Raw genomic sequence first — 22496 nt, 5'->3', positions numbered from 1 at the left:
CCCGGTTCCGGCCTGCTCGGGGGCGCCGGACATGCGTGACACGCCCGGGAGTTTGGGGTGATTTGCCCCGCCTCCCGAATCCCCGTAATGTCATCTCTCGTCACCCCACAGGTTCGGAAAAGCCGCAGAGCTTCCGGCCTCAAGCGGGACCACCTCCCACCTTCAGTACACAACTCGTCATAGACGTTTTCTGTTGCTGTGGTCGGAAACCAGCTCCTCGCACGATCACTCAAATTGATCGAACGAAGCGTTCTAAGGCACTAGTTTGCCCGGGACACGCCGTTCAGTTGATTTGACACGGATCAGCGCGGACGCTAAGATCGTAAAGTTGCCCCGGAGCGACAGCCTTTCAGGCCTGAAGTCGGGTGCGTCCGATCCTTGAGAACTCAACAGCGTGCACAATGTCAAATGCCAAAAACCTCGGTCGTAGGGCTCCTTTCTAGGGAGTACCGCGGAAGAGATTCCTTTGGAAAACATTTAAACAACAAAGCAAGTCAGTAATGATTTGTTCTGTCAGTTTCAAACTTGCTGATTGTTCGCCTATTCCGGTGGCTTTCAGCACTAGATGTGCCCATCGCGCTTGCGTGGTGCGGCTATTAAACATTTACGGAGAGTTTGATCCTGGCTCAGGACGAACGCTGGCGGCGTGCTTAACACATGCAAGTCGAACGGTGAAGAGGAGCTTGCTCCTTGGATCAGTGGCGAACGGGTGAGTAACACGTGAGTAACCTGCCCCAAACTCTGGGATAAGCACTGGAAACGGTGTCTAATACCGGATACGAGCTTCAGCCGCATGGCTAGGAGTTGGAAAGAATTTCGGTTTGGGATGGACTCGCGGCCTATCAGCTAGTTGGTGAGGTAATGGCTCACCAAGGCGACGACGGGTAGCCGGCCTGAGAGGGTGACCGGCCACACTGGGACTGAGACACGGCCCAGACTCCTACGGGAGGCAGCAGTGGGGAATATTGCACAATGGGCGCAAGCCTGATGCAGCAACGCCGCGTGAGGGACGACGGCCTTCGGGTTGTAAACCTCTTTTAGTAGGGAAGAAGCGAAAGTGACGGTACCTGCAGAAAAAGCACCGGCTAACTACGTGCCAGCAGCCGCGGTAATACGTAGGGTGCAAGCGTTGTCCGGAATTATTGGGCGTAAAGAGCTCGTAGGCGGTTTGTCGCGTCTGCTGTGAAAACCCGAGGCTCAACCTCGGGCCTGCAGTGGGTACGGGCAGACTAGAGTGCGGTAGGGGAGATTGGAATTCCTGGTGTAGCGGTGGAATGCGCAGATATCAGGAGGAACACCAATGGCGAAGGCAGATCTCTGGGCCGTAACTGACGCTGAGGAGCGAAAGCATGGGGAGCGAACAGGATTAGATACCCTGGTAGTCCATGCCGTAAACGTTGGGAACTAGATGTGGGGACCATTCCACGGTCTCCGTGTCGCAGCTAACGCATTAAGTTCCCCGCCTGGGGAGTACGGCCGCAAGGCTAAAACTCAAAGGAATTGACGGGGGCCCGCACAAGCGGCGGAGCATGCGGATTAATTCGATGCAACGCGAAGAACCTTACCAAGGCTTGACATATAGAGGAAACGGCTGGAAACAGTCGCCCCGCAAGGTCTCTATACAGGTGGTGCATGGTTGTCGTCAGCTCGTGTCGTGAGATGTTGGGTTAAGTCCCGCAACGAGCGCAACCCTCGTCCTATGTTGCCAGCACGTAATGGTGGGAACTCATGGGATACTGCCGGGGTCAACTCGGAGGAAGGTGGGGATGACGTCAAATCATCATGCCCCTTATGTCTTGGGCTTCACGCATGCTACAATGGCCGGTACAAAGGGCTGCAATACCGCAAGGTGGAGCGAATCCCAAAAAGCCGGTCTCAGTTCGGATTGAGGTCTGCAACTCGACCTCATGAAGTCGGAGTCGCTAGTAATCGCAGATCAGCAACGCTGCGGTGAATACGTTCCCGGGCCTTGTACACACCGCCCGTCAAGTCATGAAAGTCGGTAACACCCGAAGCCAGTGGCCAAACCCGCAAGGGATGGAGCTGTCGAAGGTGGGATCGGTGATTAGGACTAAGTCGTAACAAGGTAGCCGTACCGGAAGGTGCGGCTGGATCACCTCCTTTCTAAGGAGCACAGCACCTCTCCTCTGTATACAGGGAGATCAACAGGTGCCAAGTCATACGAAGACGAATGTTCTTCGATGGCGCTCATGGGTGGAACATTGACATTGATACAGAAACAAAACAGTTGAATCCAGTACGCCGCTTGCGGTTGGACCGGTTTGGTTGTCGAGGGAATGTATATGCACGCTGTTGGGTCCTGAGGGACCGGAACACGAACCGCTCTTGAGTGGTGAGTGAACTTTTCCTCTGGACCTTTTTCGGTCAACAGTCGCGCTCTTTGAGCCGTTGGTCGTAAGGGGTACCGCCCGTACTTTGAGAACTACACAGTGGACGCGAGCATCTTAAATTTGACTGTCTTCGGACAGCAAATTACAAAGACTAGCCAGCGAATTTATTCGTTGGCTAATCATTGGTCAATTTCGATTCTGACTTCGGTCAGGATACTTAATCGATTCAAACTCATGTGATTTCAAATTTCTAAGAGCAAACGGTGAATGCCTTGGCATGTAGAGCCGAAGAAGGACGTAGTAATCTGCGATAAGCCTCGGGGAGTTGATAAACGAACTGTGATCCGAGGATGTCCGAATGGGGAAACCCCGCCAGGCCCGCAAGGTGACCTGGTGACTCCCGCCTGAATATATAGGGCGGGTAGAGGGAACGTGGGGAAGTGAAACATCTCAGTACCCACAGGAAGAGAAAACAATAGTGATTCCGTTAGTAGTGGCGAGCGAACCCGGAAGAGGCTAAACCGATCATGTGTGATAGCCGGCAGGCGTTGCATGGTCGGGGTTGCGGGACTTTTCTGCTGCTTCTGCCGAACAGTGAGGGTTAGAACGTTGTATAGACGAACAGGATTGAAAGCCTGGTCATAGAGGGTGCGAACCCCGTAGTCGAAATGCAGCAATCGCCCGAAGAGTATCCCAAGTAGCACGGGGCCCGAGAAATCCCGTGTGAATCTGTCAGGACCACCTGATAAGCCTAAATACTCCTACATGACCGATAGTGAACAAGTACCGTGAGGGAAAGGTGAAAAGTACCCCGGGAGGGGAGTGAAATAGTACCTGAAACCGTTTGCTTACAAACCGTTGGAGCACCCTTTGTTGGTGTGACAGCGTGCCTTTTGAAGAATGAGCCTGCGAGTTAGTGATATGTGGCGAGCTTAACCCGAGAGGGGAATGCGTAGCGAAAGCGAGTCTGAATAGGGCGATTCAGTCGCATGTCCTAGACCCGAAGCGAAGTGATCTATCCATGGCCAGGTTGAAGCGACGGTAAGACGTCGTGGAGGACCGAACCCACTTCAGTTGAAAATGGAGGGGATGAGCTGTGGATAGGGGTGAAAGGCCAATCAAACTTCGTGATAGCTGGTTCTCTCCGAAATGCATTTAGGTGCAGCGTTGCGTGTTTCTTGCCGGAGGTAGAGCTACTGGATAGCCGATGGGCCCTAAAAGGTTACTGACGTTAGCCAAACTCCGAATGCCGGTAAGTGAGAGCGCAGCAGTGAGACGGTGGGGGATAAGCTTCATCGTCGAGAGGGAAACAACCCAGACCACCATCTAAGGTCCCAAAGCGCGTGCTAAGTGGGAAAGGATGTGGAGTTGCATAGACAACCAGGAGGTTGGCTTAGAAGCAGCCACCCTTGAAAGAGTGCGTAATAGCTCACTGGTCAAGTGATTCCGCGCCGACAATGTAACGGGGCTCAAGCACGCCACCGAAGTTGTGGCATTGATATTTTTGGTAAGCCGCACCCTTGTGGTGTTGGTTCAGCCGTGTTGATGGGTAGGAGAGCGTCGTGTGGCCAGCGAAGCGGCGGTGTAAACCAGCCGTGGAGGCTACACGAGTGAGAATGCAGGCATGAGTAGCGAAAGACGGGTGAGAAACCCGTCCTCCGAAAGATCAAGGTTTCCAGGGCCAGGCTAATCCGCCCTGGGTAAGTCGGGACCTAAGGCGAGGCCGACAGGCGTAGTCGATGGACAACGGGTTTATATTCCCGTACTGATGAAAAACCGTCCAAGCTAATCCAGTAATGCTAAGCATCTGAATCCTCTAGATGGATCCCTTCGGGGTGAAGCGTGAGGCCTAGCGTGCGACCCTATGCTGGTGCGGTTAGCGTATTAACAGGTGTGACGCAGGAAGGTAGCTGAGCCGGGCGATGGTTGTCCCGGTCTAAGGATGTAGGCCGAGAGATAGGCAAATCCGTCTCTCATATAAGGCTGAGACCCGATGGGTAGCCCGTAAGGGTGAAATCAGTGATCCTATGCTGCCAAGAAAAGCATCGACGCGAGGTTTTAGTCACCCGTACCCCAAACCGACTCAGGTGATCAGGTAGAGAATACTAAGGAGATCGAGAGAATCGTGGTTAAGGAACTCGGCAAAATGCCCCCGTAACTTCGGGAGAAGGGGGGCCTGAGGCGTGAAGGGATTTACTCCTGGAGCGTTCGAAGGCCGCAGAGACCAGTGGGAAGCGACTGTTTACTAAAAACACAGGTCCGTGCCAAGTCGCAAGACGATGTATACGGACTGACGCCTGCCCGGTGCTGGAAGGTTAAGAGGAACGGTTAGCCGTAAGGCGAAGCTGAGAATTTAAGCCCCAGTAAACGGCGGTGGTAACTATAACCATCCTAAGGTAGCGAAATTCCTTGTCGGGTAAGTTCCGACCTGCACGAATGGCGTAACGACTTCCCAGCTGTCTCAACCGCGAACTCGGCGAAATTGCATTACGAGTAAAGATGCTCGTTACGCGCAGCAGGACGGAAAGACCCCGTGACCTTTACTACAGCTTGGTATTGGTGTTCGGTGTGGCTTGTGTAGGATAGGTGGGAGACTGTGAAGCTTGGACGCTAGTTCAGGTGGAGTCATCGTTGAAATACCACTCTGGTCATATTGGATACCTAACTTCGAACCGTGATCCGGTTCAGGGACAGTGCCTGGTGGGTAGTTTAACTGGGGCGGTTGCCTCCTAAAAAGTAACGGAGGCGCCCAAAGGTTCCCTCAACCTGGTTGGCAATCAGGTGTCGAGTGTAAGTGCACAAGGGAGCTTGACTGTAAGACTGACAAGTCGAGCAGGGACGAAAGTCGGGACTAGTGATCCGGCAGTGGCTTGTGGAAGCGCTGTCGCTCAACGGATAAAAGGTACCTCGGGGATAACAGGCTGATCTTGCCCAAGAGTCCATATCGACGGCATGGTTTGGCACCTCGATGTCGGCTCGTCGCATCCTGGGGCTGGAGTAGGTCCCAAGGGTTGGGCTGTTCGCCCATTAAAGCGGTACGCGAGCTGGGTTTAGAACGTCGTGAGACAGTTCGGTCCCTATCCGCTGCGCGCGCAGGAAATTTGAGAAGATCTATCCCTAGTACGAGAGGACCGGGATGGACGAACCTCTGGTGTGTCAGTTGTTCCGCCAGGAGCACCGCTGATTAGCTACGTTCGGAACGGATAACCGCTGAAAGCATCTAAGCGGGAAGCCGGCTTCGAGATGAGATTTCCATCCCTTAGGGGGAGAGGCTCGCAGCTAGACTACTGCGTTGATAGGCCGGATGTGGAAGAGAGGACTAAAGACTCTTGGAGCTGACCGGTACTAATAAGCCGATAATTTGATAACACTCAGTTTGAATAAGCTGCTATGCGTCCACTATGTGGTTCTCGATGTACGGTCGAGAACAAACGCCCCTTAGCGGGGGCTCTATAACTAAAAATATAGATTCGATTCATCGAAAGATGTTTCGGCGGCTATAGCAAGAGGGAAACGCCCGGTCACATTCCGAACCCGGAAGCTAAGACTCTTTGCGCCGATGGTACTGCAGGGGGGACCCTGTGGGAGAGTAGGACACCGCCGGACTTAACTTAGAAACACACAAAATGGCCACCCCACACGGGGTGGCCATTTTGCGTTTAACCCCCACCCAGCCCAAGGCCTCGACACGCTCGAGCACCAAGGCGGGCACGAACCGCAGGGCGGGTCACCAGGTCTCGACAGGCTCGACCGACGAGGTGGGTATGTCCACAGGGTTGGTCGCCGGGTCTCGACGGGCTCGACCAGCGATCGGATGCGTGTCGCAGGCGTCCGGGATGAGCGCGCGTGCGGGACCGGCCAGCATCCGCGAACCGTGAGGCGAGCACCGGAACGGGCGCGATTGTGAAGCTTCACTCACAGGTCGCGGGAGGTGCCAGCGAGCACCGCGGGGTCAGCGGTTGGGGAAGTCGTGGGGGAGACCGGTGAGCACCGGGGCCAGGGTCTCGAGGCGGGCGCGCTCGAGCAGGTGGCCGGCGTACTCGCGGTTGCGGCGCACCTCGGCCACCCCGATGAGCAGGTATTCCGGCGGCACTGGCGGCAGGGGCGACACGAATGGCGCGACCTCGTCGGCCAGGCTCTGGGCCAGACGTACCCGGGTGGCGGGGGAGAGCTGGTGGGACTGGCGGAGGAACTGAGCAACGCGGCGGGAGAGCCGGTCGGGTAGGCGCGCGACGTCCACCGTAGCCGCCCAGGACTCCAGCACGGGCGGCAGCACGAAGGTGGGCTCGCTGATCCGCGGTACCCGTTCATGCTGGCTGTAGGTTCCGGCGAGGAGGTCGCCGAGCCGCTTGGACCGGGAGTTGAGCAGGGCGCAGGTGACCGCGAGGCCGCCGAAGGTGAGGAAGATCTCGATGACGCCCATGAGTGCGCGGATGAACGAGTGCCGCAGGCCGGTGGCCCCGCCGTCGTCGCGCACAATCCGCGCCCCGATTGCCCACCGGCCGAGGGACCGGCCGTGCGACACCGTCTCCACGAGCATCGGCACGATCAACAACGAGAAGACCAGGCCGGAGATGGCCAGCGCCTGCGCGAGGGCCTCGTCGATGCCGTCGCCGAAGACCACGGACACGACCAGCGCCATGAGCAGGAACAGCCCCACGTAGGCCACCCAATCGATCATGGTGCCGGCCCCGCGCAGGAAGACGCTAGCCGGGCGAACGTCCAGGGCAACGGCTTCCCCGGTCACCAGCTCATGCTCGATCAGGGAATCTTCACCATGATCGGCTGCTTTCCAGGGCTCCGCCATGTCTACTATTGAACCAGATGGATCTCGACGCGTATTCAGCGGCGCACCGCGCCGAGTGGGACCGCCTGGCCGCCCTTGGCCGCCGGCGGACTCTCAGCGGTGCCCAGTCCGACGACCTGATCCAGGGTTACCAGGCCGGGGCCACCCAACTGTCCGTGATCAAGACCTCGGCGGGTTCGACGTTGCAGGGCGACCGCTTGTCGGTGATCCTGTCCCGGGCCCGCTTGCGGTTCACCGGCGCTGGGACGAACGTGCTGTCCCAGCTTCCGCGGTTCTTCCTCGTGCAGTTGCCCGCCGCGCTGTACCGCCTGCGCTGGCTGACCCTGGCGGTCGCGGTGGTGACCGTGCTGGTCGCCACGCTCTACGCCGTCTGGGCGTTGAACAACCCGGCGGTGCTGGCCAACTTCGGCTCGCCCGCCGAGCTCGAGCAGCTGGCCAACCAGAGTTTCGTGTCGTACTACTCCGAGAATCCGGCGGCCTCGTTCGCCGGGCGGGTGTGGACCAACAACGCTTGGATCGCCGCGCAGTGTGTGGCCTTCGGCATCCTGGGCGTGTACGTTCCGTACATCGTGCTGCAGAACGCCCAGAATCTCGGCGTCACCGCGGCCGTGATGTTCTCGTATGACCAGGCGGACACCTTCTTCCTGTACATCGCCCCGCACGGTCTGCTGGAGCTCACCGCGATTTTCGTGGCGGCGGCGGCCGGGCTGCGGATCTTCTGGGCGTGGATCGCCCCGGGCGCACGCACGCGTGGGCAGGCCTTGGCCGAGGACGCCCGCGCCCTGTTCACCGTGGCGATCGGCCTGGTCTTCGTGCTGCTGGTGTCGGGCATCCTCGAGGGCTTCGTGACGCCGGCGCCCTGGCCGTGGCCGGTGAAGATCGGCATCGGTGCCGCGGCGTTGCTCGCGTTCCTCGTCTACATGCTCGTGCTCGGCGGGAAGGCGACCCGAGCCGGCGAGACCGGGGACCTGGCCGAGTTCGAAGCCGGGAGCGCCCGGGTCTTCGCCGGCTGAGCCCGCGGCGGAGCCAGGCCGGTCAGAGCCGGCCGGCGGCCTTGAGCGCGATGTACCGGTCGGCCAGCGCCGGCGGCAGCCGCTCCGGCGAGCCGGTCACGACATCTGCGCCCAGCTGCCTCGCGGCGGCCTCGACGCGTGCGCCGTCGAGGATGGTGCGTTCGGCGGATGCCGCGCGGTAGACCTCCTCGCGGGTCGCGCGGCTCTGCACGAGATCGACCACGCCGGGGTCGGTCACCGAGGCCACCAGCACGGTGTGCCGCTGGGTGAGCTGGCCGAGAACCGACAGCAGCCCGGTGGACGCACCGGGCGCATCCATCGGGGTGAGCAGTACGACGAGCGCGTGCTGGCCCGTGATGGCCCGGATCTGACCGGGCAGCGCCGTCCAGTCCATCTCGATGAGTTCGGGTTCGATCAGCGCCATACCGTCGACCATGCGGCTGAGCAGCTCGGCACCGGATGCGCCCTGCACCCGGGCCCGCACCCGGCGGTCCCAGGCCAGGAAATCCACCCGGTCGCCGGCCCGGGAGGCCAGTGCCGCCAGCAGCAGCGCCGCTTCGAACGCCGTGTCGAGGCGTGGTTCGTCCGCCACCCGGGCGGAGGAGGTGCGGCCAGTGTCGATCACAATGACGATGCGCCGGTCGCGCTCGGGGCGCCAGGTGCGCACCACGACGTCATTGCGGCGGGCCGTGGCGCGCCAGTCGATCGAGCGCACATCGTCGCCGCGCACATATTCGCGCAGCGAGTCGAATTCGGTGCCCTGACCGCGCACCAGCACGCTCGTGCGCCCGTCGAGCTCCTTGAGCCGGACGATGCGCGAGGGCAGGTGCTTGCGCGAGTGGAAGGGCGGCAGCACCCGGATGCGAGCGGGCGCCTGCAGCGTGGCCTGCCGGGACCACAGTCCGAGCGGCCCCTGGGACCGCACGGTCACGTGCGAGGCCGTACGCTCCCCACGCCGGTAGGGCCGGAGCGTGAGCGCGACCCGGCGTCGTTCGCCCGCGGGCAGGGTCACGGGCGTGCGGTTGTTGCCGGCCCCGGCCGAGGGCTGCCAAGCGTCCCGCACGGTTCCGCGCAGCCGGCGGGGACCCTCGTTGGTGAGGTACAGCTCGCTCGTCACCGCCTCGCCCAGGCGCACCCGGGCCGGAAGCACTCGGGTGAGGGCGAGTCGGCGCGGCGAGGCGGCAAGGCCCAGGTCGAGGCCGCCGAGCGCCACCGTGAGCAGCACCCAGCCGCCCAGGACCGCCAGGGCCCGCTCCGGGCTGTCGCCGAGCAGCACGATGGGCACGACGCCGAGGGCGACGAGGAGGACGAACCGGCCGGTCAGCGTCATCGGTTAGATCGGAACCTGGACCTGCTGCAGCACACCGTGCAGGATGGCGTCGACGGTGATGCCCTCCAACTCGGCCTCGGGGCGCAGCTGGATGCGGTGCCGCCAGACCGGTAGCACCATGGCCTGCACATGGTCGGGCGTGATCGACGCGTACCCGCTCAACCAGGCCCAGGCCTTGGCGCTGGCGAGCAAGGCTGTGGTGCCGCGGGGGCTCACGCCCAGCTTGGCCGAGGGGCTCTGCCGGGTGGCCCTGGCCAGGTCGACGATGTAGGCGAGCACATCCGGGCTGGCGCCGACGGCGGCGACGGATGCCTGTGCGGCGGCCAGGTCGGCCGCGCCGAGCACCGGGGTGACCCCGGCCGCGGTCAGGTCGCGCGGGCTGAACCCGGTCGCGTGCCGGCGCAGCACCTCGAGCTCCACGTCCCGCTCGGGGATGTCGAGCACGAGCTTGAGCAGGAACCGGTCCAGCTGCGCCTCGGGCAGCGTGTAGGTGCCCTCGTACTCGATCGGGTTCATGGTCGCCGCGACGATGAAGGGCTCTGGCAGGGCCAGGGAGAGCCCGTCCACGCTGACCTGACGTTCCTCCATGGCCTCCAACAGCGCGGACTGCGTCTTCGGCGGCGTGCGGTTGATCTCGTCGGCGAGCAGGATGTTGGTGAAGACCGGCCCGTTGCGGAACTCGAACTCGCCGGCCTTCGCGTCGTAGATGAGCGAGCCCGTGACGTCGCCGGGCATCAGGTCGGGGGTGAACTGCACCCGCCTGGTGTCCAGGCTCAGCGCGTGGCTGAGCGAGCGCACCAGCAACGTCTTGGCCACCCCTGGGACACCCTCGAGGAGCACGTGCCCGCGGGCCAGCAGGGCGATGATCAGGCCGGTGACCGCGCCGTCCTGACCGACGACGGCCTTGCCGACCTCGGTGCGCACCTGGGCCAGGGCCCGGCGCAGATCCTCGACCGGCGTGGCGGCGTCTGGTGCGGTGCCCTCGGTCGGCGGGGAGGTCTCGGCGGATGTCGCGGCGTGACTGGTCATGGTTCCATTCTTCCGGTTGACGGGGGAGAGTCGGGGGCGGATCCGGGCGGGCGCACGGCCCGGGAGGCGTCGGCCTCGAGCTGGGCGACGGCATCGGACAGCCGCATCAGGTCGGCGTCGGTGTTCGGCACGTCGCCGACGAGCAGCGCATGCACGCCGACGGGGTCGCGGCCGGTGAGCGCGGAAATCGTGCGCACCACGTGGTCCAACGCGGCCGTCCGCGGCACCCCGGCGGCGCGGGCCAGGCGGGAGACGGCACCCATGCGGATCGCGTCGATCGCGCGCAACCTGGCGTTGCCCCTGGCGTAGAGGCGGGCGCGGCCCTCCATGGTCTCGCTGGCACGCACCACCACGGACAGGTCTTCGGCCACGAGGGGACCGAAACGGCGGCCCCGCCACACCATGGCCGTGAGGACCACGATGAACAGGAGCACCATCACCGGCGTCACCCACCCGGGAGTGAGGTCGCCGAGCGACGGCGGGCCCGTGACGGGCACGTCGCCCAGCGTCGGGAGATACCAGACCAGGGTGTCGTCCTGGCCGAGCAGGTTGAGGGCCAGCGCGGCGTTGCCGAAGGTGGCGATCTCATCGTTGGCGAACACCGAGGTGTCGGCGACCAGTGTGAGAGTGCGGTCATCCGTGACCCGTTCGACGACCGAGAACGTGGAGCCGTCGCCGGGGAAACAACCCGTGTAGCCGATGCTGCCCGGCGGCAAGCCCAGCGTCTTGCCGCCGGGGGAGATGGTGCCGGCTCGCTCCGCGGCCGGGAGCGCGCACTGGGCGGTGAGCTCGTCCGCGGTGGAGACACCGCCGAATCCCACCTCGGGTGCCAGCGCCTGCAAGAGCCTGAAATCGGGGTCGGCCACGACGGTGCGCGGGGCCAGCGTGCCCAGTTCGGTGAGCCGCTCGGCGGTGAGATACCCGGATGCGTCGGAGACGAACACGGTGGCCGTCGGGTCGCCGTCGACGGCCGCGGCGGCCTCGTCGAGCGTGTCGACCGGTAGCACGGTGACCCCCTGCTGACGCAGCACCTCGACGACGGCCATGCCGCCACCCGGGTTCGGGCTGTCCGCGGCGAGCGGGGGACCACTGGTGCCGGCGACGCCGGTGATGACGAAGGCGATGACGGCGACGAGCAGTGCGCCGAGCCCGGCCACCACCCAGAACACCGATCGACGCAGCGCGGCGCGCACTGTGGGCGTGCTCGAGACGGGCGCGGCCGGCCGGGCCGGCGCGACGGGGCCGCTCACGGCGCCACCGGCGTCGGTGCCGTCAGCCGGGGGCGGGCAGCCACGAGGGCGGCGTCAAGGGCGAGCAATGCTCGATAACCGGCTTCGGTGCCCGTGCCGCCCAGGTAGCGCACGCTCTCGAACACTGTCGCGCCCTCTCGCAACCTGTCGCGTTCCGCCGGGAAGGCCTCCGCGGCCAGCTCGGCGACGCTGTGTGCCGTGGTGCCCGGCGTGGGCCGGAGAATCGTGCGTTCGGCCAGGGACTGGGCGATCGCCCGGAACTGCTCCGCACTGGCCAGGGACCAGTCACCGGCACCGGCGGCGGCCTGCGCGGCGCGGCGCATCTGGTCGGCGCTCCGGCGGTCGTCGGCGGCGAAGAGTCCGGCGGCGCGCTGGCGGCGCCGGTCGCGCCGGGGGAGTCCGAAGATCAGCACCGCCGCCACGAGAACGGCGATGCCCACGAGGGCGCCGACCACGGGGATCCACGCGCTGCTGCCGTCGCCGGTGAAGGAGAGCGAGGAGAGCCAGTCGAGGATCGCCTGGCTCAGCCGGTCGAACCAGGTCGGCTGGGCTGCCTGGTACGGAGCCTTGGCAAGCTCATCCCGCAGCCACTGCTGCGCCTCGGGCGCGTCGGGATCCACCGGGATCCCGAGCCACGCCAGTCCACGCCCCCACACCACGATCATGCCCAGGGCGCCCCCGGGCCGGCAGGGGGCGCATCGGCCGCGGGCGCACCCTGGGCCGTCACGAGATACGGGTCCGCGGCGCGGTCACCGGGGACTGCTTCGACGAAACGCTGCAGCTCGAGGTCGAGCCCCTCCTTGCGCATCCGCAGGTCGATGTAGACCAGAGCGACGGCCGCGGACTGCACGACGGCCGTGACCGCGCCGATCACGGCGGCGATCAGGATCGTGAGGATGTAGAGCAGCGCCGCCGGGATGTACGCCTCGAAGGCCGCAGTCGGGTCGATCAGGCTGATGACCACGCTGAACAGCAGACTCAACGGCGTGGTGACGATCTGCGCGACGACGTTCACGATCAGGGCGATGAGCAGCAGCACACCCAAGGTGCGCCAGAAGAAACCACCGGTGAGCGACCAGGACCGGCGGATGGCGCGGCGGATGCCCAGCCGCTCCAGCACGATCAGGCTCGGCACGATGGCCGTCTTGGTGCCCACCCACGCGGCGGCAGCGAGAAGGGCGAGGCCGCCGAAGATGCCGATGACCACGGCCAGGGCGATCCAGGCGCCGCCGAGCAGCGCGCAGACGAAGACCAGGCCGCCGACCAGGAGGACCCCGACCATGAGCGCCGCGCCCAGGAGCACGGTCCAGCCCACCAGTGGCCACACCCGCCGGCCGATCTGGCGCCACAACGCCGTCAGCCGGAGTTTCTCACCGAGTGTGGCCCGGGCGACCTCGAGCACGATGACACCCTGCAGCAAGGCCGACGCCACGATGGACAGCGCGATCGGCACGAGGGCGGACAGCACGATCGCCAGGACCGCCCCGGCCTCGACCGCATCCTGTTCGTCGGCGGGGGCGGCGTCCACCCGGCCGAACGCGATCCAGGTGACCACGCCCACGATCAGGAGGGTCGCCAGCACGGTGACGCCCTGCACCAGCAGCGCACTGCCGAAGGTGGCCTTGGGGTTGCGGCGCAACACCTGGAACGGCGCGCCCAGCAGGGTGCCGAAGCCCAGCGGACGCAGCGGGATGAGGCCCGGCTTGGGCGGCGGGGTCCAGGCCGGCGGCGGGGCGCTGGCCCACTGTCCACCGGGTGGCGGCGGGTATCCGGGCTGCCCGCCAGGGCCGTACGCGCCGTAGCGCGGTACGTCCGGAGTGTTCGTCGGGGGGTGCCAGTCGGGGTCCGTCACGCCTCCATGCTGGCATACCCTGGCGCCGCGCGGGTCCCTGTCAGAAATCTCAGGGCCGCGTCGACTACTCTTGTGCCAGAGATTGCCCGCGTTGTGCGCGTAATTGCCCGGTGACCGGGCGGAAAACGGATGTATGAACTCACGCATTTTGGTTGTCGACGATGACCCCGCACTGGCTGAGATGATCGGCATCGTGCTCCAGGGTGAAGGCTTCGAGCCGCATTTCTGCGCGGACGGCTCACTGGCGCTGGACGCGTTCCACAGCGTCGCCCCCGATCTGGTGCTGCTGGACCTGATGCTGCCGGGTCTGGACGGTATCGAGGTCTGCACGCTCATCCGCGCCGAATCCGGTACCCCCATCATCATGCTCACGGCCAAGTCCGATACGACGGATGTGGTCAAGGGCCTGGAATCCGGCGCAGACGACTACATGGTCAAGCCGTTCAACCCCAAGGAACTGGTCGCCCGGATCCGCACCAGACTGCGCCCCGTTCCCGCCGAGGCGCCCGCGAGCCTGCAGATCGGTGACCTCATCGTGGATGCCGCCGGCCACGAGGTCAAGCGCGGCGACCAGAGCATCAACCTCACGCCGCTGGAGTTCGACCTGCTGCTGGCGCTGGCCTCCAAGCCGCAACAGGTCTTCACCCGCGAGATGCTGCTCGAGCAGGTGTGGGGCTACCACTACAAGGCTGACACCCGACTGGTGAACGTGCACGTGCAGCGGCTGCGCGCAAAGGTCGAAGACGATCCGGACAACCCGCGCATCGTGATGACCGTGCGTGGTGTCGGCTACCGGGCCGGCGCGGCCGGCTAGGTCTGCGGTGTCTGCGCGGTTCGACGTGAACAGGGTCGACTGGCGCTCGTGGGGGTCGTGGCGGCGTTCGATTCGACGGTTTCGCCGCGGCTGGCGGCGGTCGCTGCAATGGCGCACCGTGGCCATCACGGTGGCGGCGGCCAGCGCGGCCATCGCGCTGGTGGGTGTCTACATGTCCGTCAGCGTCGGCAACGACCTCTTCCAGTCCCGGCTCAACCAGGTGCTGGTGGACTCGAACCGGGCAACGGCCGCGGCCCAGGGTATCCTCGACTCGTCCGACGCCGTCGACCGGGTGCAGGTGCAGACGCTGCTGGAATCGGCGCGCACCTCGATCTCTGCCGCGTCCTCCAGCCGGCTCGTGGCCCTGTTCCGGGTCCCCGGCCAGGAGTCCTCGACCATCGCACCGCAGGACTCCTCCACCTTCGGTACCTCCACGGCCGTCATCGCCCCCGAACTGCGCAAAGCCGTGCAACAGGACGGTGACGGGCAGTTCTGGCAATCCGTGACGCTGTCCTCCGACGATGGATCCTCGGTCCCTGGCATCGTCGTGGGCTCCCAGATCACGGTTCCCGTCGCCGGCCGCTACGAGCTCTACATCGGCTACAGCCTGGCCGACGCCGAATCGACGCTCCTGTTCGTGCAGCGCACCCTGGGCGGCGCCGGGCTAGCCCTGATCCTGCTGATCGGCGCGGTCACCTGGATCGTCGTGCGGTTCGTGGTCACCCCCATCCAGGTAGCCGCCGAAACCAGCCAGAAGCTGGCGTCGGGGGATCTGGGCGTGCGCATCCCCGAGAAGGGCGAGGACGTGATCGCCACCCTGGCCCGGTCGTTCAACGGCATGGCCGACAGCCTGCAGAGCCAGATCAAGGAACTGGCGGATCTGTCCGAGGTGCAACAGCGCTTCGTGTCCGACGTCTCGCACGAGCTACGCACACCGCTGACCACGATCCGGTTGGCCGGCGACCTGCTCTACGACCAGCGCACCACCTTCCCGCCGGCCACCGAACGCACCGCTGAGCTGCTGCACACACAGGTGGAACGTTTCGAGCTGCTGCTGTCCGATCTGCTCGAGATCAGCCGGTACGACGCCGGCTCCGTCGAACTGGAATCCGAACCCACCAATCTGGTCCATCTCGCCGAAGACGTCATCGACGGCATGCGCTCGCTCGGGGAGTCCAAGGGCAGCGAGATCAGCCTGATCGCGCCGGGCGGGCATCTCGCCGCGGAGGTCGACCCGCGCCGGGTGCGCCGGATCGTCAACAACCTCATCGGCAACGCCATCGAACACGGTGAGGGCAAGCCCATCGTGGTGTCGGTGGACAGCAACGAGTCGGCCGTGGCCCTGTCGGTGCGCGACTATGGCATGGGCATGTCCCAGGCCGAGATCCTGCACGTCTTCGACAGGTTCTGGCGAGCCGACCCGTCCCGCAAACGCACCATCGGCGGCACCGGTCTGGGCCTGGCGATCTCCCTGGAGGACGCGACCGCCCATCGGGGCTGGTTGCAGGTCTGGTCCAGCCCCGGTGCCGGCTCCTGTTTCCGGTTGACCCTGCCGCGTCAGAAGAGCGGTTCGCTCAAGGTGTCGCCGAACCCCCTGCCGCCGGCGGATGCCGCCGCGCCCGGATTCGTGTCGCCGCACGCCGAGCCGAGAAGAGACCACCATGCGTAGCCCGACCAGGCTTCTCGCCGTCGTCACGGCGTTGGCCGTGCTGCTCACCGGATGCTCGAGCATCCCCCGGAGCGGGTCCGTGCAGACCGGCCAGGATGCCGTTACGGGTGAGAACCCACCGCCGGTGTTCCTGCCGTTCCGGCCCCAGGCCGGGGCCAGCATGGAGGAGATCCTCACCGGATTCATCGCCGCGGGCACCAGCCCGGACAACAACTACGAGATCGCCAGGGAGTTCCTCACCGCGGACTTCGCCGACTCCTGGAAATCCGACACCGGAGTCACCGTCGACGACCTCTCCGGGCGCAGCATCACCCCGGTCGACGACCACACCATGCAGTTCTCTGTGCGCCCGGTCGCCGAGGTGAATGCCATCGGCGAGTACCACGAGGAAGCCCTCCCGGCCAGTGTGCCGCTCCGCTACGAGTTCACCCAGATCGACGGGCAGTGGCGGATCAGTGCCGCCCCGAACGGCACGGTGCTCGACCAGACCACCTTCAAGGATGTCTTCAGCGCCCAGTCGCTGTACTTCTACGACCCGGACTTCCTGTTCCTGGTGCCCGATGTGCGCTGGTTCCCGCGCGGCGCGTCCACACCGACCAAGATCGTGAACGGCGTACTCGGCGGCCCCAGCGAGTGGCTCGCCGGAGCCGTGTCGAGCGCGTTCCCCGAGGGCACAGCCCTGACCGCAGACGCCGTCACCGTGGTGGCCAGGGACGCGAAGGTGGACCTCAACAGCGAGGCCCTCAACGCCGACCGGATCACCCTGCAACGGATGAAACGCCAACTCGAGCAGAGCCTGCCGAGCGGGCTCACGGTGACCATCACCATCAACCGCAACTCGCAGGACATCGGCGCGCTCGGCGCCAACGAGCCCGAGGTCAACCCGCGGGTGGATGCGCGGGCGCTGGTGCTGCGCGGCGGCGAATTCGGTTTCCTGGCCGCAACCGGCAAGACCGTCACCGCCCTGCCGGGGCTGTCCGAAGGCATCGCGGCCCTCCAGCCCACCGCGGTCACCCTCTCGCCGTCGCAGACGGCGGCCGCCGTCTTGACGAACGACGGGGTGTACGGCATCCGGGTGGGCGACGACGCCAGACTGCTCGACCCGAGGCAGAACCTGATCGCGCCGGCCATCGACGGATCCGCGTACGTCTGGTCGGTGCCCGGCGACCGGCCCAATGAGCTCTTCGTGTACAACACCCAGGGAGTGGCTGTGGCGGTTCCGACGCCCTGGCAGGACGCGTCGACGATCGCTGCCCTCAGGGTGTCCAGGGACGGCACCCGGTTGATCGCACTGCTGAACACCGCGGGACAGACCCGCCTGGTCGTGGCCGCGGTGCTGCGGGAGAACGGTGCACCCGTCGGACTGGGCGATCCCGTGCAGCTCGCGACCGACACGGGGACCCCGGTGGACGCGACGTGGATCGACCAGAGCACCGTGGCGTATCTCAGCGTGCAGCCCGACGGCGAAGACCGCATGGTCTCCCACGAGATCGGCGGCACGAGCGTACCTCTGGAATCGTCGATGGGAATCAGCAGCATCACGGGCAGCAACCTGCTGCGTGACCTGCGCGCGCTGACCAGCGACGGCGCCCTGCTGGTGCAGCGCGGCGTCGGCTGGCAGGAACGCATCGACGGGGTGACCCTGGTGGCCACCCAGCAGGGCATCGGCGGCTGACCCGGCCGGCCCTGTCTGCTGAGCCGGCTCTGTCTGCTGAGCCGGCTCTGCCCGCTCCTGCACAGGGCCCGCCGGGCGCCGGTCGTGCACGGATGCCGCCGGCAGCGTCTCCGCCCCGGCCACGGCGGCCAGGCTGGCGCGATGATCTCATCGCGGGCCGTCAACACCCTGATCGCCGCCGCGCCGGCCGCGGTCCTGGATGCCTGGGCGGTGCTGATGCCCACCGACTGCAGCGGCTGCGGGGCGGTGGACCGGGCGCTCTGCGCCGCCTGCGCCGCCGCCCTCCGGCCCGCCCCGGCGCTGTGCAGCCGCGACGACCTCACGATCTGGTCGGCCCTGGAGTATCGCGATGTGGCCGCCCGGGTCCTGGTTGCCTTCAAGGACGGCGGTCGCACCGACGCCGCCCCGGCGCTCGCCGGAGCCCTGCGCGCCGCCGTGGGAGCGGCTCTGGCGGCCGCAGCCGCGCCCATCGCACCGGGAGCGGCCGGGCGGCCGCCGGAGGCTCCGGTGGGCGTGCTGCTGGCGGGCGTGCCGTCCTCCCGCCGGGCCTGGCGGGCCCGGGGATTCGCCCCCGTCGACCTGCTCCTTCGACGAGCCGGACTCCGGCCCCTTCGGTTGCTGCGGCCGGGCGGCCGGGTCGCCGACCAGGTGGGTCTCGGCCGGCAGGCGCGCCTGGACAACCGCACCGGCGCGCTGGTCGCCGCCCGGCGGCTCGCGGGGCAGCGGGTGCTGCTCGTGGACGACATCGTCACGACCGGGGCCACCCTGCTCGACGCGCGGCGCGCCATCCTCCTCGCCGGTGGGGAGGTGATCGGCGCGGCGACCGTGGCGGAAACACGGCGGCATCATCCCGTCACCGAGAGTTCACCGGAAACAGATTGACAAATACTGTGACTTATCCAGCCGGCACGACTACGGTAGGGCCAAAGGCGCGTACCAATCGCCCGGATCAGGGGCGGTTCGCCAGATCTGGAGGTCGTCATGGAAACTAACATCGTTGGACGAAACCTGGGGATCACTGATCGCTTCCGGGATTATGCGACGGAGAAGGCCGAGAAGATCGCCGGCCTCGCCGAGAAGGCCCTCGCCCTGGAAATCAAGGTCAGTCGTCACACCGAGAAGAGCGGTGCCGCCGGTAACGACCGGGTCGAACTCACCCTCATCGGCAAGGGCCCCATCGTGCGGGCCGAGGCCGAGGGAGGCGACAAGTACGCCGCCTTCGACATCGCTCTCGGACGGTTGCTCGAACGGGTTCGCCGCGCGAAGGACCGCAAGAAGGTGCACCGCGGCGGCGCACACCGCCCCACGTCGCTGCACGACGCCTCTGCGACGGGTTTCGCGGTGATCGACATCATCCCGGCCGACGGGGAGACCCTGGAGCGTGTGCGCACCGGCGCGATCCCGGTCGTACAGGACGAGACGGCCGCCGAGGACGTCGAAGAGGCGTATTCCCCGGTGGTGATCCGCCGCAAGGTCTTCTCGGCCGCTCCCATGACCGTCGACGATGCCCTCTACTTCATGGAACTCGTCGGACACGACTTCTACCTGTTCCAGGACGCCGAGACGCACCGGCCCAGCGTGGTCTACCGCCGCAAGGGGTGGGACTACGGCGTCATCGAATTGGACCCGAACTCCGAAGAGGGCAGGGTGCTGGCGACGGCGTCCAGCGAGTCCAGCTCCTGACCAACTAGCATTGCTATAGTTGCCGGCTAGGTCGGCGCTACGTGCGTCCGACCGGACGACAGGCGTGTTCACACGCCGTGACGACTAGTGGAGTGCATTCGTGGCCTCAATCCTGGAAAAAGTTCTTCGTGTTGGCGAGGGGCGCATTCTGCGCCGGCTCGAGAGCTATGCGAAGGCCATCAATGCGCTGGAAGATGACTTCAGCACCCTCAGCGATGAGGAGTTGAAGAACGAGACCGTGCAGTTGCGTGAGCGTTACTCGGGCGGCGAGTCACTGGATGACTTGCTGCCCGAGGCGTTCGCGGCCGTGCGCGAAGCCTCCACCCGCACCCTGGGGCTGCGTCACTTCGACGTGCAGCTGATGGGCGGGGCGGCGCTGCACCTCGGCAACATCGCCGAGATGAAGACCGGTGAGGGCAAGACCCTTGTCGCCACGACGGCGGCGTACCTCAACGCCATCACCAGCCGCGGCGTGCATGTCATCACGGTCAACGACTACCTCGCCAGCTACCAGAGCGAGCTGATGGGCCGCGTGTTCCGCGCCCTCGGCATGACCACAGGCTGCATCGTCTCCGGCCAGACGCCCGCGGTGCGCCGCGAGCAGTACGCCTGTGACATCACCTACGGCACGAACAACGAGTTCGGCTTCGACTACCTGCGCGACAACATGGCGTGGCAGGCCACCGACATGGTGCAGCGCGGCCACTACTTCGCCATCGTCGACGAGGTGGACTCGATCCTCATCGACGAGGCCCGCACCCCGCTGATCATCTCCGGCCCCGCGTCGGGCGAGGCGAACCGCTGGTTCACCGAGTTCGCCAGCCTCGCCAAGCGCCTCGTCGCCGACGAGGACTTCGAGGTCGACGAGAAGAAGCGCACCGTGGGTGTGCTCGAACCCGGCATCGAGAAGGTCGAGGACTACCTCGGCATCGACAACCTGTACGAGTCCGCGAACACCCCGCTGATCTCGTTCCTCAACAACGCCATCAAGGCCAACGCCCTGTTCAAGAAGGACAAGGACTACGTCGTCATGAACGGCGAAGTGCTCATCGTCGACGAGCACACCGGCCGCATCCTGATGGGCCGCCGCTACAACGAGGGCATCCACCAGGCCATCGAGGCCAAGGAAGGCGTCGCCGTCAAGGCGGAGAACCAGACGCTCGCCACGGTGACCCTGCAGAACTACTTCCGGCTGTACTCCAAGATCTCCGGCATGACCGGAACAGCCGAGACCGAAGCCGCCGAGTTCATGAGCACCTACAAGCTCGGCGTCGTCGCGATCCCCACCAACAAGCCGATGCAGCGCATCGACCAGTCCGACCTGATCTACAAGAACGAGGAAGCCAAGTTCGGCCAGGTCGTCGAGGATATCGTCGAACGGCACGAGAAGGGCCAGCCGGTCCTGGTCGGCACCACGAGCGTCGAGAAGAGCGAATACCTGTCCCGCCTGCTGGCGAAGAAGGGTGTGCGCCACGAGGTCCTGAACGCCAAGAACCACGCCCGCGAGGCCGCGATCGTGGCCCAGGCCGGGCGCCTCGGCTCCGTCACCGTCGCCACCAACATGGCCGGCCGTGGAACCGACGTGATGCTCGGCGGCAACGCCGAGTTCCTCGCCGTCGCCGCGATGAACGCCAAGGGCCTGAGCCCGGTGGAGACCCCCGACGAGTACGAGAAGGAATGGGACGACGTCTTCGCCGCCGTCAAGGCCGAGGTCTCCGAGGAAGCCGAGAAGGTCATCGCCGCCGGCGGACTCTACGTGCTCGGCACCGAGCGCCACGAATCCCGCCGTATCGACAACCAGCTCCGCGGCCGCAGCGGCCGTCAGGGCGACCCGGGTGAGAGCCGTTTCTACCTCTCGCTGACCGACGACCTGATGCGCCTGTTCAACGCCGGTGCCGCCGAGAGCCTGATGGGCCGCCAGGGTGTGCCCGACGACATGGCCATCGAGTCCAAGGTCGTCAGCCGCGCCATCCGCAGCGCCCAGTCACAGGTCGAGGGTCGCAATGCCGAGATCCGCAAGAACGTGCTCAAGTACGACGACGTCCTCAACCGCCAGCGCGAAGCCATCTACGGTGACCGCCGGCACATCCTCGAGGGCGACGACCTGCACGAGCGCACCCAGCGTTTCCTCGAAGACGTCATCGACGAGGTGCTCGAGGTGCACACCGGCGAGGGCAACGGCGACGACTGGGACTTCGACGCCCTGTGGACCGAGCTGAAGACCCTCTACCCGGTGGGCCTGACCATCGACGAGGTCATCGCAGAGGCGGGCAACAAGGGCAAGATCAACCGCGACTTCATGCGCCGGGAGATCATCTCCGACGCCAAGGTCGCCTACGCCCGTCGTGAGGAATCGTTGGGCTCCCCGGCCATGCGCGAGCTCGAACGCCGCGTGGTGCTGTCGGTCATCGACCGTCGCTGGCGCGAGCACCTCTACGAGATGGACTACCTCAAGGACGGCATCGGCCTGCGCGCCATGGCGCAGCGCGACCCGCTGGTGGAGTACCAGCGCGAGGGCTTCGCCATGTTCCAGCAGATGATGGGCCAGATCCGCGAGGAGACCGTCGGCTTCCTGTTCAACCTCGAGGTCGAGGTGTCCCAGCCGGCCGGCGCCGTCGACGCCCCTGTCGTCGCAGCGAAGGGCCTCACGCCCCCCGCCGAATCGGCGGAGGAGAAGCTGAGCTTCACCGCTCCGAGCGACTCCGGCGGAGTCGAGGTGCGCAACCAGCGCGGCCAGATCCAGCAGGCTGCAACGGACCGCGCCCGCCGCGCCGCCGTGGCATCCGCTCCTGCCGAACCGGCCGAGGCCGCTCCCGCCGGCCCGCCCCAGCGCGGCGCCTTCGGCCAGCGCGCCGAGGGCGACACCCCGGCGGCCAACAACCGCACCGAGCGACGCGCGCAGGGCAAGAAGAAGTAGCGGCTCCCGTCGAGGGGATTGTGCCCGGTGCGGACGACTGCGTCCAGCACACCGGGCACAATTGTCCGCCCGGGAAACACCTGGCGGCCCGTTCGCTGCGGGCGCC

Annotated in this window: 13 protein-coding genes and 3 rRNA genes; 10 read left to right on the top strand and 6 right to left on the bottom strand. The window is 65.5% G+C overall.

All coding sequences use genetic code 11. The annotated features are described in order from the left end of the window. The first annotated feature begins 603 nt into the window (after positions 1-603). The 3 genes from DOE79_RS07525 (at position 604) to rrf (ending at position 5957) form a co-directional block, all read left to right on the top strand. Positions 604-2124 (top strand): 16S ribosomal RNA (locus DOE79_RS07525). A gap of 467 nt (positions 2125-2591) precedes the next feature. Beyond that, positions 2592-5720 (top strand): 23S ribosomal RNA (locus DOE79_RS07520). 120 nt (positions 5721-5840) lie between these two features. Then, positions 5841-5957, top strand: a 5S ribosomal RNA gene (gene rrf / locus DOE79_RS07515). Together the 16S, 23S and 5S rRNA genes form the textbook arrangement of a ribosomal RNA operon. A gap of 346 nt (positions 5958-6303) precedes the next feature. On the opposite strand, the gene DOE79_RS07510 is transcribed toward rrf, so the two are convergent. Beyond that, the gene (locus DOE79_RS07510; protein WP_245977185.1) at positions 6304-7098 is read right to left on the bottom strand and encodes an RDD family protein; all 795 of its coding nucleotides are present in this window, start codon (positions 7096-7098) and stop codon (positions 6304-6306) included. Positions 7099-7175: 77 nt separating this feature from the next. Here DOE79_RS07510 and DOE79_RS07505 point away from each other — a divergent pair, with 77 nt between their 5' ends. Beyond that, positions 7176-8171, top strand: coding sequence for a stage II sporulation protein M (locus DOE79_RS07505; RefSeq protein WP_120337951.1), 996 nt, complete (start codon positions 7176-7178; stop codon positions 8169-8171). 22 nt (positions 8172-8193) lie between these two features. Here DOE79_RS07505 and DOE79_RS07500 read toward each other — a convergent pair whose 3' ends face one another. Genes DOE79_RS07500 through DOE79_RS07480 form a run of 5 tightly spaced genes read right to left on the bottom strand, consistent with a single transcriptional unit; the run spans position 8194 to position 13632 of the window. Then, on the bottom strand, positions 8194-9501 hold the full coding sequence (locus tag DOE79_RS07500) for a DUF58 domain-containing protein (protein WP_120337950.1): 1308 nt from the start codon (positions 9499-9501) through the stop codon (positions 8194-8196). Positions 9502-9504: 3 nt separating this feature from the next. After that, entirely contained in the window at positions 9505-10530 is a 1026-nt protein-coding gene (locus tag DOE79_RS07495) for an AAA family ATPase (RefSeq protein WP_120337949.1), read from the bottom strand. Then, positions 10527-11780: a DUF4350 domain-containing protein gene (locus DOE79_RS07490; protein WP_120337948.1), complete on the bottom strand. Its 1254-nt coding sequence runs from the start codon at positions 11778-11780 to the stop codon at positions 10527-10529. The genes DOE79_RS07495 and DOE79_RS07490 overlap by 4 nt, the downstream gene beginning before the upstream one ends. Further along, positions 11777-12445, bottom strand: a complete 669-nt coding sequence (locus DOE79_RS07485; RefSeq protein ID WP_120337947.1) for a DUF4129 domain-containing protein — start codon at positions 12443-12445, stop codon at positions 11777-11779. Before DOE79_RS07485 ends, DOE79_RS07490 begins: the two co-directional genes overlap by 4 nt. Next, positions 12442-13632: a hypothetical protein gene (locus DOE79_RS07480; protein ID WP_120337946.1), complete on the bottom strand. Its 1191-nt coding sequence runs from the start codon at positions 13630-13632 to the stop codon at positions 12442-12444. Before DOE79_RS07480 ends, DOE79_RS07485 begins: the two co-directional genes overlap by 4 nt. A gap of 133 nt (positions 13633-13765) precedes the next feature. Between DOE79_RS07480 and mtrA the strand changes: the two genes are divergently transcribed. The 6 genes from mtrA to secA all read left to right on the top strand — a co-directional run bounded on the left by mtrA (position 13766) and on the right by secA (position 22390). After that, on the top strand, positions 13766-14446 hold the full coding sequence (mtrA, locus tag DOE79_RS07475; RefSeq protein WP_066593182.1) for an MtrAB system response regulator MtrA: 681 nt from the start codon (positions 13766-13768) through the stop codon (positions 14444-14446). Between the two features lie 25 nt (positions 14447-14471). After that, on the top strand, positions 14472-16115 hold the full coding sequence (mtrB, locus tag DOE79_RS07470; RefSeq protein WP_120340223.1) for an MtrAB system histidine kinase MtrB: 1644 nt from the start codon (positions 14472-14474) through the stop codon (positions 16113-16115). Further along, positions 16108-17790 (top strand): LpqB family beta-propeller domain-containing protein, encoded by a 1683-nt coding sequence (locus DOE79_RS07465; RefSeq protein WP_162942645.1) that lies wholly within the window; start codon positions 16108-16110, stop codon positions 17788-17790. Before mtrB ends, DOE79_RS07465 begins: the two co-directional genes overlap by 8 nt. Before the next feature lie 141 nt (positions 17791-17931). Then, positions 17932-18672, top strand: coding sequence for a ComF family protein (locus tag DOE79_RS21020; protein ID WP_120337944.1), 741 nt, complete (start codon positions 17932-17934; stop codon positions 18670-18672). Between the two features lie 99 nt (positions 18673-18771). Then, a complete protein-coding gene (gene hpf, locus DOE79_RS07455) occupies positions 18772-19473 on the top strand; it encodes a ribosome hibernation-promoting factor, HPF/YfiA family (protein WP_120337943.1) in 702 nt (233 codons plus the stop codon). Positions 19474-19573: 100 nt separating this feature from the next. After that, a complete protein-coding gene (secA, locus tag DOE79_RS07450) occupies positions 19574-22390 on the top strand; it encodes a preprotein translocase subunit SecA (protein WP_120337942.1) in 2817 nt (938 codons plus the stop codon). Positions 22391-22496 lie beyond the last annotated feature (106 nt).

The sequence above is a fragment of the Cryobacterium soli genome, from assembly GCF_003611035.1.
GTDB lineage: Bacteria > Actinomycetota > Actinomycetes > Actinomycetales > Microbacteriaceae > Cryobacterium > Cryobacterium soli.
The sequence above is the reverse complement of the archived record's forward strand: the minus strand, read 5'-3'. Positions and strand labels throughout refer to the sequence as shown.